The organism is Cupriavidus sp. OTU4054 (assembly GCF_038440175.1).
In the GTDB taxonomy this organism is placed as follows: Bacteria; Pseudomonadota; Gammaproteobacteria; order Burkholderiales; family Burkholderiaceae; genus Cupriavidus; species Cupriavidus pauculus_D.
Map to the genome: position 1 here is coordinate 12,880 of NZ_JASATF010000007.1, position 15,642 is coordinate 28,521.

Sequence of the window (15,642 nt, forward strand, 5' to 3'; positions counted from 1 at the left end):
AGCGAGCCATTGTCGGGGGGCTCGCACCAAAGCGGAACGATGGTTTTCGCATGCCGTTATACGATCGGCGCTGCCACTGGGCGGCTTATGGCGCGGGGCTGGGCGGACATCGCCGCCCCGGCCGTCCCCGCCTCCGCGGCAGGGACGAGGCCGAGCAGTCGTCGCAGCGTTTCCGCGAGCGCCGGTCCCGGCGGGGTCCGCGCGGTCAGGCGCCGCGCGACAAAGCCGTCGGGCCGCACGAGCAGCGCGTCCCCGTCATGGAGCGCATAGAGGCGGTCGAATTTTTCCGCGTCCGGTGTGTATGGACCGTCGGGTCCGAGGTCCACGACGTCCACGTCGATATCGAGGGCATCCAGCGCGCGTGCCGCGGCCGCACGCCAGGCCGGCGCGCCGCGCTGCACGAGCAGCGTGAAGCGGCCATGCCAGAGGTCCACAGTCGACAGGAGCGTGCCATCGTCGCGCCGCAGCCAGACGTGGGGGGCACGCGTGCCGGGTACCGTGCTCTCGACGTAGTGCTCGAGCGAGGCTGGCGGCGCGATGGCGCCGTCCCGCAGCACGGCAACACGTCCGTCGCTCTCGTCTCTCCTGTCGCTCTCGTCGCCGCCGTAGGTCGTGCCAAGCTGGAAGCCCGTATGCAGCACGCTGTTGGCACCATGCCGCACGAGCGCATCGCGCAGGAACGCGACCCCTTGCGGGCTCAGCGCACCGGTACGCGCGGCATCCGGTTCTCCGAGCAGCGTGGCCTGGACGATCGCCTGAAAATTCAGCGAGTTGTACGTCGCCGCCTTCACAGCGAGTTGCGCGCGTGGCTTGCGTTCGGCTTCGTAGGTATCGAGCAGCGCTTCCGGCGCCGCGCCGCGCAGGACCAGCGCAAGCTTCCACGCGAGATTGTTGGCATCCTGTACGCCGATGTTCGCGCCATAGCCGCCCCATGGCGAATGCCAGTGCGCGGCATCGCCCGCGAACAGCACACGGTTCTCGCGCCAGCGGCGCAGCAGTCCCGTCGTGTAGTCGAAGCGGTAGGTTTCGACGATCTCGATATCGATATCGGGCATGCCGAGCGCGCCGCGAATGCGCCGGCGCACATCGTCGGCATCGGGCAGCGCCTCTTCGTCGTGGCGGAAGCTGTAGCGCCACAGGCCCGTTTGCGGATGCCTGCTGCCGAACCATCCCGCGTAGCGGGGGTCCAGCACGAACGAATGAAAAAAGCCGTCTTGCCCGAGCGTGTCGTCCAGCGATGCCCGGAACTCGGTCAGGATCTGGTTACCGAACGTCGGTCCATGGTCCTCGCCACCGGCCACGCGGCTGCGCACGAAACTGCGTGCCCCGTCGCAGGCGACGACATAGCGCGCCCGGATGTCCTGTTCGTCGTCGCCATGACGCACGCGCACCTGTACCGCGTCGCCGTGCTGCGCGACATCGACGACCTCGGTACCGAAACGTAGCGAGACGTTAGGCCATGCCTCCGCTTGCCTGCGCAGCGCGGCCTCGTAGTCGGAGGCGGGAATCTTGCGCGGGAACACGGGCGAGAGATCCGCCCATTTGCGCGCGTAGTACGCATCGTCGCCGGCGGACTGGCGCACCTCGGCCACCGTGCCGAGTGCCACGCGCAGATAGAAGCCCTGTCCATTGGAGGCGCCGATCGGCCAGCCCGCATCGTCGAGCTGCTGCCAGACGCCCCATTGCCGGTAGAGTTCGGCCGTCGAGGCATGCACGAACTGCCCCTTCGGCAGGGTCGTGGTGCCCGCGCGCTTCTCGCACAGCACGGTACGCACGCCCGCGCGGCCGAGCAGATAGGCGAGGGACAGGCCGACCGGACCGCCACCGCAGATGACCACATCGACCTGCGTCATGCCGTGGCTCCCGTCTTGCCGATACCGGTTTCGGATCGCGCGAGGCGGGCAGGGTCTCTGGACCATTCCGACCAGGAGCCCACATAGAGCCGCGGCGACAGGCCGGCCTCGACCATCGTCATCCAGACCAGCGCGGAAAGCACGCCGCCGCCGCAATAGACCGCGATGTCGCCGCCGGGCCGGAGGCCGGCCTCCGCATAGCGCGTGGCGAGGATCTCGCGCGAGCGCATCAGGCCCGATGGCGTCCAGTGTTCGGCGGCGGCAAGATGGATCGCGCCGGGAAGATGCCCGGCCTGATAGCTCGCGGCATCGCGCGCATCGACGATCGTGGCTGGAGGCGTGGACGCGAGCTCGGCCACGCCGACTTCGGGCAGTGCGCCCGCCGAGAGCCGCGGCAGACGGCCGGGTATCCGCCGCGAGGGCACAGCGTCGCCGCGCGCGACCGCGCCGCCCGCCGCCGTCCACGCCTTGAGGCCGCCATCGAGCACGAGCACGCGGCTCAGGCCCGCCCAGCGCAGCACCCACCATGCACGCGCGGCCAGCGCGAGGTTCGGCCCATACAGCACGATCTCGGTGTCTTCATCCACGCCCCAGGCCTCGAGCACGAGTGCAAGCGAAACGGGGTCGGGCAGCGGCAGGTTGCCGGTCGCGGCGGTCGGGGGGCCGGCAAAGACGTCGCGGATCTGCGCATGGACCGCGCCGTGGATATGGCCATCGCGGTAGCTTTCCAGTTCGGTGGCGGGGTCGCCGAGGCGGACATCGATAAACAGCCGGTTGTCGCGCGGCGCGTCGAGCAGGTCTTCGGCTCGCGCGAATGGGGCGCGGGCGTGCAAGGTAGTCATGAGCGGCGAAGGAATGGTCGTGGGTCGAAGGAACGATGCGGGGCCATTGTCGGCGCGGGCGCCACGCAAGGCGTTACCACCGGCTGAAGTCGGCGGGCGCGCATGCGCGCCAGGCGCATATGCAATGCCGATCCGCCGCGAAATTGTTATAAGCAAGCGCGAAATCGGTCTAAGCGGCTTCATCCGGCGGTAAGTGCCACGACCTTATGATTCATAGAATGGCTCGCACCCGGTACCCCGTGTGCCAGTCATCCGCAGGAGTCATTGTGAATATCGCCCGCCGCCATGCGGCCCGCCTCTCGTATCTGCTCTCGTCGCTGATCTCGTCGCTGATCACGCTCGCGCTGTCGCTCGCGAGCGTGGCCGTCCACGCGCAGACCTATCCGGACAAGCCCATCCGCATCCTCATGCCCTGGGGCGACGGCTTTCCCGCAAACGCGCCGCATCTCTACTCGCAGGAACTTTCCAAACGGCTCGGCCAGCCCGTGGTGCTCGAGGTCAAGTCCGGTGCCGGCGGCGAGATCGCGGCGCGGCAGGTGCGTGGGGCGCCGAAGGATGGCTACACGTTGCTGGCCACGGGCACATCGATCACGACATCATGGGCCTCGCGCGCCGGCAATGTGGATCCGGAAGGCGAATTGCAGCCGGTCGGGCAGATTGCGGCCACGCCATACGTGATCGTCGCGCAGGCCGGACGCTTCGGCACGTTCGAGAAGTTCCTCGGCACCGCGCGCGAGCGGCCGGGCAAGCTCAATTACGCGTCGCCGGGCATCGGTACCGGCATGCATTTCCTTGGCGAACTGATCAAGCAGAACGGGAACGTCGATGTCGTGCACGTGCCGTATGCTACCGGTGCGCGGCAGCTGCAGGCCGTGCTCGCGGGCGATGTCGATATCGCGATCATTTCGCTGGTGACGGCATTGCCGCAGATCCGTTCGGGCAAGCTCGAAGCGCTGGCCGTCAGCACCACGGCGCGCAGCAAGGCCGTGCCCGAAGTGCCGACGCTCGGTGAAGCGGGCGTGCCCGGGCTGCCGAACATCGCTTCGTGGATCGCGTTGTTCGCGCCGAAGGGCGTGCCGGCCGATGTGCTGGCCAGACTCTCCGCGCAGATTCAGGCGGTATCGGTGGAGCCTGCCGTGCGCGATACCGTCGCACAGTGGGGCGCGGAAGTGCCCGATACCAGCAGCGCGCAACTGGCGCGCACCGTGCAGATCGAGAAAAAGACGTGGTCGCGGCTGACCGCCGACGGGCGGCTCGTGGCGGCCGATTAGGGAGCGAATGCCGACGATGGCCTTGCCGCAGCACGCTGCCCCGTTCGATACGCCACATGGTGCCCATCTGGGATACCTCGGGGGTGCGTTCGGCCGCGTGTCGCTGCTGGCGCCCGACGTCGTCTTCGCGCCGCACACGCGCGATTGCGAGCAGGTTCTGGCCAACGTCGATGAGGCGCCGCTCGATGTGCTGATCGATGGCCATGCGCGTCGGCTGTTGCCGCACGATGCCATCCTGTTGCGGCCGCGGCAGATCTACGCGATTCCGCGCGCGGGCGAGGGCGGTGGCGCGCGGGGATTGCCGGGGTCGGTGCTGATCAAGGCCTCGGCCTCGCTGGCGGCGCGCGCGGGCCTGGCCATGCCCGCGCCGGGTACCGCGGGACCCAATGTACCGATCGCGCTGGCGCGCGATGCGCGCGCGGCGTTGCGCGAACTCGTCGATGCGATGACGGTGCAGGACCCCGGCGCGGTGGCGGTCCGGCAGTGCGTCGATGCGGTGTTTGGCGCGGTGGCGCATGCCGCGATGGAACGTGGGCCGTTGCCGTCGGCACCGGCCGACGATGCGCAGGCGCCTTCCATTCGCGCCGAGGCCAACGCGCTGGTCTTTGGGGAGCTGAACACGTTTCGCGAGATTGGCGATGCGGCGCGCCGGTACGACGTGTCGGAGCGGCACTTCTTTACGCTGTTCCGTCGCGCCACCGGGCTGCCGCCTCGCGCGTTCTACAACATGCGCCGGCTGGAGATGGCATTTGCGCTGTTGCTCGATAGCTCGCGTTCGATTGCCGATATCGCTTACGAACTCGGGTTCAACGCACCGCCGCATTTCACGCGGTTCATGCGCGACAACACGGGGTGGACGCCGTCCAGCTATCGGCAGGCGGTTGCCCTGGCGCCGGATGCGCTGCGTCCTAGCGTGTCCACATTCGCCCCGCTGCCGCGCGGGGTGTGACATTCGGGCACGGCGAAATTCCGCGCGAAACTGAGTATCCTTCGCTTCACGACTTTCCGTCCCGAATATCTTGTCCTCACACGCTCCTGCCGCCAATGCGGCGTCTTCCGCCTATCGCATGCTCTGGCGCTGGCATTTCTATGCCGGCCTGTTCGTCATGCCGTTTCTGATCGTGCTTGCGGTGACGGGCACGATTTATTGCTTTCAGCCGCAGATCGAGCCGCTGCTGTATCCGCAGTGGCTGCGCGTGGAGCCGGCTGGGCAGCCTTTGCCTGCGCAGACGCTGCTGGACCGTGCGCGCGCGGGCGCGCCGGCGGGGGCGGTGGCCACGACCTATGCGGTCAATGCGAACCCGGGCGCGAGCGCGGAGTTCGTGTTCCGGCTCGGACCGGGGCAGAGCGAGAGCGTGTATCTGAATCCCTATACGGGCGAGCGGCTTGGGACGCTGAGTGTGGAGGACCGCCTGATGAAGCAGGTGCGGATGCTCCATCGCGCGTTGCTGGTAGGGAAGCCGGGCGAACTGCTGATGGAGCTGGCGGGCTGCTGGGTGCTGGTGATGCTGGCCACCGGGATTGCGATGTGGTGGCCGCGCCTGCGCGAGAGGAGGGCGGGGGCGTTTGCGATGCGGCCGGCGGGTGGCAAGCGCGGGTGGTGGAAGGAACTGCACAGCGTGCTGGGCGCGTGGCTTGCGGTGGGGGCGTTGGCGTTCGTGTTGTCGGGGTTGCCGTGGACGGCGTCGTGGGGGCAGCAGTTCAAGGCGCTGGCGACGAAGGCGAATCTGGGGCGGCCGGCTGCCGGCGGCGGGCATGAGGGACATGGGCCGGCACAGGCGGCCGGCCATGCGGCCAACCATAGCGAGCACACGAGCCATACCGGGCACACCGGCCATGCCGCGCACACGGGCCATGCCGCGCACACGGGCGCGGAGCCCGTCCCCACGAGCAGCCCCACGACCGTCCCCACGACCAGCCTCACGACCAGCCCCATGGTCCACACTGGCCATGCAGGCACCACGACCGGCGGGCAAGCCATCGCCGATGGCAACGGCCCGCGTGCCGCAGGCGCGGGCGGCAATGCCATGACCCACACTGGCCATGCAGGCACCACGACCGGCGGGCAAGCCATCGCCGATGGCAACGGCCCGCGCGCCGCAGGCGAGGGTGGCAATGCCATGACCCACGCTGGCCATGCAGGCACCATGACGGGCGGGCAAGCCATCGCCGATGGCAACGGCCCGCGTGCCGCAGGCGCGGGCGGTAGTGCCATGACCGGTGCCGCCGGGCAGACGATGGAATCGCTGCCGCTATCCGAGCTACCGTGGGCCACGGGCCTGACCCAAGTGCCCAACGCCAGCGGCCAGCCCGCAACGCTGACACTCGACCAGGTCGTCCAGATCGCCGCCGCGCGCGGGGCCGGTAGCGGTTGCCAGGTCGCGTTGCCGACCCGGCCCAACGCGGTCTATACCGTGTCGTGCTTCCCCGCCGACCCGCAGGCCGAACGCACGCTGCATATCGACCCGCACGACGGCCGCATCGTGCGCGATATCTCTTACGCGGACTACGGCCCAGTCGCGCGCGCGGTGTCGTATGGCACCTCGCTGCATATGGGCCGCTACTTCGGCATGGCCAACCAGATCGTATGCGCGGCGATTTCCCTCGGCCTGATGGGGCTCGCGATCAGCGGCTTCGTGATGTGGTGGAAGCGCCGGCCCGCCCGCGCGCTCGCGGCGCCGAGCTATCCCTCCGCGGTCCCGCCGATGCGCGCGTGGGTCACCGGCCTCGGGCTCCTTGGCGCGATCTTCCCGATGATGGGCGCCACGATGCTCGCGGTATGGCTACTCGACCGCGGTGTCATGCTGCGGCAGACCCGCCGCCTGGCCACATAACGAGCCCACAGTCGAGCGGCCCACTGCCCACGACGGCCCAAGGCGCATGGCCTTCGCGACTCGCGCGGCTTGCGTCGACCTCGCGCCGCGCGTCCGCTGGCGGACCGCCCCTCGTCACAGCGCACCGCTAGCCACACGCGGTACGAGGTCGTGCAGCCGCGACAACACGAGCCGCGCCGCGCGCGAGAGTGGGTGGTGGCGCGTCACGCCCATTGCGATATCGCGTGGCATGCGGGGATCGACGATTTCCACGGCCGCCAGCCGGCCGGCTTCCATATCCTGTGCCACCGCCAGCCGCGGCAGAATCGTCAGCGCGCAGCCCGATAGCGCCACCTCCTTCATCGTGCTCAGCGACTCCACCTCCAGCGCCACATCGAGCGAGATGCCGAGCCGCCGCGCATGCTGGTCGAGAATCGACCGAAACCCGTTCGGCGACGGCGGCAACACCAGCGGAATGCCATCGAGCTTCCGAAACGCCAGCTGCGACAACCTCGCAAACGGATGCGCCGGCGTGCAGATCAGATAGGTCGGCACCTGCGCCAGCACATCCTCGTCCTGCCGTGGCCCCGGGCTATACCGGTTGATCAGTGCCAGATCGATCCGCCCCGACTCCAGCGCCTCGTCGAGCTGCCCGCTGAACCCCTCCGCCACATGCAGCCGTACTCCCGGCGCCAGCGACCGCAGATCCTCGAACAGCGCGGGCACCAGCCGCGGCGCCATCGACGGTAATACCCCGATCTTGACGAGCCCCACCGGAATGCCCGCCGCATCCTTGACCTCGTCCTGCAATCGCGCCGACTGATCGAGCAGCAGCCGCACATGCGGCACGATCCGCTGCCCGAATTCCGAGAGCACCACACCGCGCCCCGTCCGCTCGAACAGCCGGTCTCCCCATTCCCCCTCGATCTGCGCAATCGCGCGGCTGACCAGCGACTGCGCGATGCCCAGCGCCCGCGCCGCGCGCGACAGGGAGCCGAGTTCGGCCACCAGCGCGACCGTTTCCAGCTGCTTGAGGTTCATGAACTATCCATCCAGAAAATAGATATCAGATATCGCGGATTGTACGCTTTTGCATTGCCAAGAGACTCCATACACTGACGTCATCCCTTCGGACAGCCAAGAAGGGCAAAAAACGATATGGAGACAACATGCCGCGCTTTACCCACATGCTTCGCGCATGGCGCCGACCGCTCTGCGCCCTGCTGATTGCCGCCGCGCCGCTGGCCGCCGGCAACGCCTTCGCCTCCGGCGCCTACCCGGGCAAACCGATTCGCCTCGTCGTGCCGTTCCCGGCCGGCGGTCCCACCGACGCCATGGCGCGCCTGATCGGCCAGCACCTGTCGCAGCAGCTGGGCCAGCCCGTCGTCATCGACAACCGCGGCGGCGCGGGCGGCACGATCGCCACCGAAGCGGTGGCCCAGTCCGCCCCCGACGGCTACACGCTGTTCTTCTCGACCACGGGCACGATGGCAATCAATCCGTCGCTGTACCGCGCCCTCAAGGTGGACCCGGTCAAGGCGTTCGACGCCGTGGGCTCCGTCGCCGCCACGGTCAACGTGCTCGTGGTGCCGAACAGCCTGCCCGTCAACAACGTGAAGGAGCTGATTGCGCTCGCGAAGCAGAAGCCCGGCTCGCTGACGTTCGGCTCCGCAGGCAACGGCAGCTCCAACCATCTGTCGGGCGAACTGTTCAAGTCGATGGCCGGCATCGATATCGTGCACGTGCCGTACAAGGGCTCGGCCGCGGCGTTCACGGACCTGCTCGGCGGGCGCATCTCGATGATGTTCGACACGGTATCCAGCCAGGTGCAGTACATCGGCAGCGGCAAGGTCAAGCCGCTCGGCGTCACCGGCACCACGCGGTCGGAGGCGCTGCCGAAGGTGCCGACCGTCGCGGAAGCGGGGCTGCCCGGTTTCGACGTGACGATCTGGTTCGGCCTTTCGGCGCCGAAGGGCACGCCGCCCGATGCGATCAAGCGCCTCAATGCCGAGCTGCAGACCGTGCTCGGACAGTCGGACGTGCAGACGCAGCTGGCCGCGCTCGGCGCGCGTCCGCTGCCGGGCACGCCCGCGGATTTCACAAAGCTGATCCAGCACGACGCGGCCAAGTGGGGCCCCGTGGTGAAGCAATCGGGAGCGACCGTTGACTGACACCCTGCTTGCGCCGCTGGAGGACGCGATGGACGACACGTTCGGGGCGTTGTTCCACCCGGCCTCCGTTGCCGTGATCGGCGCCTCGGACAATCCCAACAAGGTCGGTGGCCGACCCATCCATTACATGCGCACGTTTGGCTATACGGGCGAGATCCTGCCGGTCAATCCGGGGCGTCACGTCATTCAGGGCCTGCCCGCGCACGCGACCCTCGCCGACCTCGTGGCGCTCGGCAAGACGCCTGAAGCGGCCATCGTCGCGGTGTCGGGCGACGCCACGCTCGAGCAGGTGAAGCTTTGTGCCGATGCGGGCGTCAAGGCGGCCGTGATCATGGCCTCGGGCTTCGCCGAGACCGGCGCGGCCGGGCGTGCGCGGCAGCAGGAACTCGTGCGCATCGCCAATGCGGGCGGCATGCGTCTGGTCGGCCCGAACGCGCAGGGCACCGCGAACTTTGCCAGCGGCGCGGTGCTCAACTTTTCGACGATGTTCATGGAGGTGGCGCCGCAGGACGGCCCCATCGCCATCATCAGCCAGAGCGGCGCGGCCAGCGTGATGCCGTATGCGCTGTTGCGGCAGGCCGGGCACGGCGTGCGATACCTCGTGGCCACCGGTAACGATGCGGACCTCGATGCGTGTGCGATCGCGGCGGCGGTGGCGGGCGATCCCGAGGTGCGGCTGATTCTCGTCTATCTGGAAACGATCTCGAATCCCGAAGCCCTGGCGCGTGCGGCGGCCACGGCGCGGGCGCGCGGTGCGAGCATCGTTGCGATCAAGGCCGGCAATAGTGCGCGCGGGGCGCAGGCGGCCGCCTCGCATACGGGCGCGCTGGTCGGCAACGACGCGGCGATCGATGCGTTTCTCGTCGCGCATGGCATCTGGCGCGCGGGCGATATCGGCGAACTCGTGCGCGCGGTGCCGCTGTATCTGCAGGACCACGCGCCGGGGCAGGGCCGCACGGTGGTGATGAGCCATAGCGGCGCGGTGGGGGTGATGGCGGCCGATCTGGCGGAGCGGCATGCGCTGCCGCTGACGGCGTTGCAGGACGACACGCTGCGGGCGCTCGGCGAGATCCTGCCCGAGTTCGGCACCGCGAACAATCCGCTGGACATGACGGCCGCGCTGCTCGGCAAGGGCGACATGTTCCCGCGGGTGCTCAACGCGCTGGGCGCGGATCCTGCGGCGGACATGGTGATGATCGGCATCCCGGTGGCGGGGCCCGGGTATGACGTGGAAGCGCTGGCGCGCGATGCGGCGGCGTTCAGCGCGGCGCACCGCAAGCCGCTGGTGGCCAGCGCGCCGCAGCAGGGTGTGCGGGAAGTATTTACGCGGCACGGGGTGCCGACGTTCGTGACCGAGGCGGATGCGGTGGCGGCGCTGGCGCAGTATGCGATGCACCGGCAGCGCACCGCACGGGTCGTCATGAAGCCCGTCCCGTCCGCGCCGCTGCCGCTGGACGGCCATGGTCTGCAGGACGAGGCGCGCAGTCTCGCGCTGCTGGCCGAGGCCGGTGTGCCGACCGTGTCGTACCGCCGCTGCGCGAGTGCCGATGCGGCCGTCGCCGCGTTCGAGGCGATGCGCGCAGATGGCGCAGGAGCCGTCGTGGTCAAGGGTTGCGCGGCATCGGTGCCGCACAAGAGCGAGCACGGCCTCGTGCATCTGCGCCTGAGCACCCCGGCCGAAGTCGAAGCCGCCGCGCGCGCGTGTCTCGACACGTTGCGCACACTGGAGGTCACAGAACCGCAAGTCGTGGTCGCGCAAATGGTCAAGGGCCGGCACGAATTCGCACTCGGCGTCTCCGTCGACCCGATGTTCGGCCCCCTCGTGATGATCGGCGAGGGCGGCACGCTGCTGGAACTCCGCAAGGACATCGTGACCCTGCTCGCGCCGTTCACGGTCGACGACGCCAGGGCCGCCTGCGCGCGGCTGCGCGTGGCCCCGCTGTTCGCGGGCTATCGGGACATCCCGGCGCTCGACCTCGATGCGCTCGCCACCGCCGCCGTGGCGCTCGGCGACTGGGCCCTGCGCCATCGCAACACGCTGCGCTCGGTCGATATCAATCCCCTGATGGTGATGGCGGCCGGCGAGGGCGTAGTTGCTGTCGATGCCGTCGTCCAACTGCACGAGGAGACCTGATCGTGAGCGATGCAAAGCAAGACAGCCATGACGTGGTGCGCGTCGAACGCGACGGCGATATCGCCATCGTCATACTGAACCGCCCCACGCGCATGAACGCCGTGAATGGCGCGCTGCGCCAGGCGCTCATCGACACGCTGGGCGCGCTCAACGCCGATACCGGCATCCGCGCGCTGGTCCTGACCGGCGCGGGCGAGCGCGCATTCTGCGCGGGGCAGGACCTCGACGAGGCCGCCGAAGTCTCGTGGCAGCAGATCGTGCCATGGCTCGAACGCCAGCGCGCGATGTACCAGGCCGTGCGCGACCTCGACAAGCCATCCGTCGTGGCCGTGCGCGGCGTGGCCGCCGGCGCGGGCTTCCAGGTGGCACTCTGCGCGGACTTCCGGCTGACCACGCCGGAGAGCCGATGGGGACAGCCGGAGGTGAAGGCCGGCCTCGCCAGCATCGTCGGGTCGTACCTGATGACGCTGCACGTCGGCCACACACACAACGTGCAGATGTCGCTGTCGGGCGAACTGGTCAGCGGCCAGCGCGCCTACGAGATGGGACTGGTCACGGCCCTGCACGCCGAAGCGGATCTGATGCCGGCCGCATTGGCCCGTGCGCGCACGCTCGCTGCACTGCCCCCCACGGCGGTGCGCCTCTCCAAGCAGCGCCTGCGCGCGATGACGCAGCCGGGCTTCGACGATGCCGCCGTGGCAGGTATCCGCGCCCAGCTCGAATGCTACGCCGATGGCGAACCGCAGCGCGTCATGGCGCGGTTTCTCGAACAACGCAACACCAGGTAGGGAGTGAATGTGAAGCAATTGTCGGAACACTATATCGACGGCGCGCGCCGTCCGATCGAAAGCGGCGAGGTCGTGCGCGTGCTCGATGCCGCCACCGAAGCGCCGCGCGTGGACGTGCGGCTCGGCGGCGCAGCCGACGCGGACGCGGCCGTGCGCGCCGCAACGAAGGCCGCGCACGCATGGCAGACGCTGAGCCCCGGCGCGCGCGCGCAATACCTGCTTGCGCTGGCCGATGCGCTGGAATCGCGCGCATCCGAGCTGGCGGAGGATATTTCGCGCGAAGTCGGCATGCCGCTGAAACTGTCGCGCCGCATTCAGGTTGACGCGCCAATCGCGGCATGGCGCGCCACCGCCGCGCTCGCCGACGACTTCGCGTTCGTCCGGCAGGTCGCCCATTCCCGCATCACGATGGCGCCCGTCGGCGTGGTCGCCGCCATCACGCCGTGGAACTATCCGCTGCACCAGATCACGGGCAAGGTCGCCCCGGCGCTGCTCGCGGGCTGCACGGTCGTGCTCAAGCCGTCCGAGCTCGCGCCGTCCGCGACGCAGCATCTGATTGCCGCGTGCGAGGCCGCGCAACTGCCGGCCGGCGTACTCAATATCGTGTCGGGCGGCGCCGCGCTCGGCGCCGCGCTGGTGTCGCATCCCGACGTGCGGATGGTGTCGTTCACGGGCTCGACCGCCGTGGGCCGCAAGGTCGCCGCCACGGCCGCCGGCGACATGAAGCGCGTGTCGATGGAATTGGGCGGCAAGTCCGCGGCCGTCGTGCTGCCCGGCGCCGATCTGCAAAAGGCGGTCAAGGCTACCGTGGCATCGTGTTTCCTCAATTCGGGACAGACATGCAGCGCGACCACGCGGCTGATCGTCGCCCGCGAGGCCTATCCCGAATGCCGCGCATGGCTCGAGCAGGCGGTAGCGGCCATGACACTCGGCGATCCGGCCGACGCGAACACGCGCATCGGACCATTGCTCTCGGCTACGCAGCGCGAACGTGTGCACGCGCATCTGGCCGAAGCCGAACGCGCGGGATTCGACCGTATCGCGGGCGGTCCCGATGCGCCCGTGCCCGCGCACGGCTTCTTTGTCGCGCCCACGGTCTACGGCAACGTGCCCGCCGATAGCCGCCTGGCCAACGAGGAAGTCTTCGGCCCGGTGCTCGCGGTGCAGTGCTATGACACGGTCGAAGAAGCGATCGCGCTCGCCAACGGCACGCCTTACGGCCTGGCCGCTACGGTATGGGCGGCCGACGATGCCACGGGGGCCCGCGTGGCCGATGCGCTGCGGGCGGGGCAGGTGGACGTCAACGGTGCGCGCTTCAACCCCGCGGCGCCGTTCGGCGGGTTTGGCCTGTCCGGCATGGGCCGGGAGGGCGGTGTCTTTGGGCTCGAGGAGTTCGTCGAGCCGCGCGCGGTGCAGTTGCCATAAAGGAAAGAGGAACCGAACGATGAGCCAGAAAACATATCAGGAACTGACGGTCACGCTGGCCGGCCGTAGCGACCGCGTGGCCATCGTCACGATGAACCGCCCCGACAAGCTCAATGCGCTCACGCAGGTCATGGAGACCGAACTGCGCGATGCGATGGAAGCGCTCGACCGCGACGAGGAAGTTCGCGTGATCGTGCTCACGGGCGCGGGCAAGGGGTTCTGCGCGGGCATGGACATCAACGCGCTGGAGATCCTGCCGCCCGACGATATCCGCGCGGCGCGCTGGATGCGTCCATTCGACATGAACCGGCGCGCGGACTACCAGACGCGCTACGGTTACTTCCCCGCGCTGCGAAAGCCCGTCATCTCCGCGATCAACGGCGCCGCGGCCGGCCTCGGCCTTGTATTCGCGCTCTATAGCGATATGCGATTTGCCAGCGAGAAGGCCGCGTTCAGCACGGCGTTCGCGCGACGCGGGCTGATCGCCGAGCATGGCATCGGATGGATGCTGCCGCGCGTGGTGGGACCCGGCCATGCGGCCGACCTGCTGTACTCGGCGCGCAAGGTGCTGGCCGACGAAGCGCTGCGCATGGGCCTCGTCGATCGTGTCTACGACGCGGATGCGCTGATGACCGAGACCGTCGCCTATGCGGACGACCTTGCCGAGAACGTGTCGCCACGGTCGATCGGCGTGATCAAGCGCCAGCTGTGGGAGCAGCCGTTCCAGTCGCTGGCCGACGCCACGCGCGTGGCCAACGCCGAGATGTTCGAGAGCATCCAGAGCGAAGACTTCACGGAAGGCGTCGCGCACTTTATCGAGCGGCGGCCGGCGCGCTTCACCGGGCGATAGGCGGAGCGCGGCGTTGCACGCGGGTGTTGACAATAAATAGATGACCGACTATCTTGCTAACCATCGTTAGCCATTCGCCGGTCATCCCATGCCAAGACCCCCCAACCCCGACGTGCGCGCCCGGCTGCTCGCCACCGGCGGGCAGGTCGTCCACAGCCGCGGCTTCAACGGCTCCGGCGTGCAGGACATCACGGCCGCCGCCGGTGTGCCCAAGGGCTCGTTCTACAACTACTTCGACAGCAAGGAGGCATTCGCCATCGAGCTGCTGGAGCAGTACTGGCTCGGCATCGAGACCCGGCATTTCCCGCTGCTGCGCGATACGTCGCAGGCGCCCGCCGCGCGGCTGGCGCGGTTTTTCCGCGCACTGGCCGACGACCACGGTCAGCATAACTTCGCGCAGGGCTGCCTGGTCGGCAACCTGTCCCTCGAACTCGCGACCGAAAGCGACGACGCCCGGCGCCGGCTGATGCAGTTGTTCCAGCGCTGGGAAGAGGCGCTGGCCGATTGCGTGGCCGCGCTGTCGCATATCGGTACCGGCGAGCGCGCCCACGATGTGGCCGGCGTGCTGATCGAGGCCTGGGAAGGCGCCGTGCTGCGCGCAAAGGTGCAGCGCAATCGCGACCCGTATCTGCGCTTCGAGCGGATCGTGTTGCCGAGACTGCTGGCCTGACGACGAGGTACCACCGGGACGCGCCTTGGGGCACGTCTCTTTTTTTGCCTTTTAATAAAGCGACTGGTCATCTATAAATTGACCCGCCTTTTTCACCGGAGAACCACCATGTGCAATACGCCCAAGCTGCCTCAGTACGCCGACCCCGCCAACGCCGCGCTGCCGAAGCACACGATGAAACTCGATCCGAAGCGCGCCGCGCTCGTCGTGATCGATCCGCAGATCGACTTCATGAGCCCCCATGGCGCCGCGTGGCCCCTCGTGGGCGAGAGCGTGACCGAGCAGAACCTCGTGCCGAACCTTGCGCGCCTGTTCCGTGCCGCCAAGCAGGCCGGGCTGCCCGTGGCCGTGTCGCCGCACTACTACTACCCGCATGACCACGAGGGCGCGTTCCAGGGCCCGGGCGAGGTGCTCCAGCACGGGCTCGGCATGTTCGATCGCCCCGGTGCGCTGACGCTGGAAGGGTTTCGCGATTCGGGCGCCGACTTCCTGCCCGAGCTCAAGCCTTATATCGAGGACGGCAAGACCATCATCTGCTCGACACACAAGCTGTATGGCCCGCAGGTCAACGATCTGACGTTGCAACTGCGCAAGCGCCATGTCGATCAGGTCATCCTGACCGGCATGGCCGCCAACCTGTGCGTGGAATCGCATCTGCGCGATCTGCTCGAGCAGGGCTTCGAAGTGGGCGTGGTGCGCGATGCGATCGCGGGTCCCAAGGTGCCGGAGGGCGATGGCTATCTGGCCGCGCTGATCAACTTCCGGTTTATCGCCAACGGCCTGTGGACCACGGACGAGGTGGTGAAGCGGCTCGAAGGCTGAACC

General features: G+C 68.6%; 13 protein-coding genes. 10 read left to right on the forward strand and 3 right to left on the reverse strand.

Annotation, left to right across the window (positions count from 1 at the left end; translation table 11 throughout):
* Nucleotides 1-56 precede the first annotated feature (56 nt).
* Both AAHB16_RS10650 and AAHB16_RS10655 read right to left on the reverse strand, forming a co-directional pair.
* Nucleotides 57-1,853 carry an FAD-dependent oxidoreductase gene (locus AAHB16_RS10650; protein ID WP_342050824.1) on the reverse strand — a complete coding sequence of 599 codons (1,797 nt, stop codon included), beginning with the start codon at nt 1,851-1,853 and terminating at the stop codon, nt 57-59.
* A complete protein-coding gene (locus tag AAHB16_RS10655) occupies nt 1,850-2,695 on the reverse strand; it encodes a sulfurtransferase (protein WP_342050825.1) in 846 nt (281 codons plus the stop codon). Before AAHB16_RS10655 ends, AAHB16_RS10650 begins: the two co-directional genes overlap by 4 nt.
* Nucleotides 2,696-2,961: 266 nt before the next feature.
* On the opposite strand from AAHB16_RS10655, the gene AAHB16_RS10660 reads away from it, so the two are divergent.
* The 3 genes from AAHB16_RS10660 (at nt 2,962) to AAHB16_RS10670 (ending at nt 6,800) form a co-directional block, all read left to right on the forward strand.
* Nucleotides 2,962-3,966, forward strand: a complete 1,005-nt coding sequence (locus tag AAHB16_RS10660) for a Bug family tripartite tricarboxylate transporter substrate binding protein (protein WP_342050826.1) — start codon at nt 2,962-2,964, stop codon at nt 3,964-3,966.
* 16 nt (nt 3,967-3,982) lie between these two features.
* On the forward strand, nt 3,983-4,915 hold the full coding sequence (locus AAHB16_RS10665; protein ID WP_342050827.1) for a helix-turn-helix transcriptional regulator: 933 nt from the start codon (nt 3,983-3,985) through the stop codon (nt 4,913-4,915).
* 70 nt (nt 4,916-4,985) lie between these two features.
* Nucleotides 4,986-6,800 (forward strand): PepSY-associated TM helix domain-containing protein, encoded by a 1,815-nt coding sequence (locus AAHB16_RS10670; protein ID WP_446718081.1) that lies wholly within the window; start codon nt 4,986-4,988, stop codon nt 6,798-6,800.
* Between the two features lie 114 nt (nt 6,801-6,914).
* Here AAHB16_RS10670 and AAHB16_RS10675 read toward each other — a convergent pair whose 3' ends face one another.
* The gene (locus tag AAHB16_RS10675) at nt 6,915-7,820 is read right to left on the reverse strand and encodes a LysR family transcriptional regulator (RefSeq protein ID WP_150377193.1); all 906 of its coding nucleotides are present in this window, start codon (nt 7,818-7,820) and stop codon (nt 6,915-6,917) included.
* A gap of 128 nt (nt 7,821-7,948) precedes the next feature.
* Between AAHB16_RS10675 and AAHB16_RS10680 the strand changes: the two genes are divergently transcribed.
* The 7 genes from AAHB16_RS10680 to AAHB16_RS10710 all read left to right on the forward strand — a co-directional run bounded on the left by AAHB16_RS10680 (nt 7,949) and on the right by AAHB16_RS10710 (nt 15,639).
* The gene (locus AAHB16_RS10680; RefSeq protein WP_342050828.1) at nt 7,949-8,950 is read left to right on the forward strand and encodes a Bug family tripartite tricarboxylate transporter substrate binding protein; all 1,002 of its coding nucleotides are present in this window, start codon (nt 7,949-7,951) and stop codon (nt 8,948-8,950) included.
* On the forward strand, nt 8,943-11,084 hold the full coding sequence (locus tag AAHB16_RS10685) for an acetate--CoA ligase family protein (protein WP_342050829.1): 2,142 nt from the start codon (nt 8,943-8,945) through the stop codon (nt 11,082-11,084). The genes AAHB16_RS10680 and AAHB16_RS10685 overlap by 8 nt, the downstream gene beginning before the upstream one ends.
* Nucleotides 11,085-11,086: 2 nt before the next feature.
* The gene (locus tag AAHB16_RS10690) at nt 11,087-11,872 is read left to right on the forward strand and encodes an enoyl-CoA hydratase/isomerase family protein (RefSeq protein WP_342050830.1); all 786 of its coding nucleotides are present in this window, start codon (nt 11,087-11,089) and stop codon (nt 11,870-11,872) included.
* A 9-nt stretch (nt 11,873-11,881) separates the two neighbouring features.
* A complete protein-coding gene (locus AAHB16_RS10695; protein ID WP_342050831.1) occupies nt 11,882-13,297 on the forward strand; it encodes an aldehyde dehydrogenase family protein in 1,416 nt (471 codons plus the stop codon).
* A gap of 19 nt (nt 13,298-13,316) precedes the next feature.
* Entirely contained in the window at nt 13,317-14,147 is an 831-nt protein-coding gene (locus AAHB16_RS10700) for an enoyl-CoA hydratase (protein WP_342050832.1), read from the forward strand.
* Nucleotides 14,148-14,235: 88 nt separating this feature from the next.
* The gene (locus AAHB16_RS10705) at nt 14,236-14,817 is read left to right on the forward strand and encodes a TetR/AcrR family transcriptional regulator (protein ID WP_342050833.1); all 582 of its coding nucleotides are present in this window, start codon (nt 14,236-14,238) and stop codon (nt 14,815-14,817) included.
* A 108-nt stretch (nt 14,818-14,925) separates the two neighbouring features.
* Entirely contained in the window at nt 14,926-15,639 is a 714-nt protein-coding gene (locus AAHB16_RS10710) for an isochorismatase family cysteine hydrolase (protein ID WP_342050834.1), read from the forward strand.
* Nucleotides 15,640-15,642 lie beyond the last annotated feature (3 nt).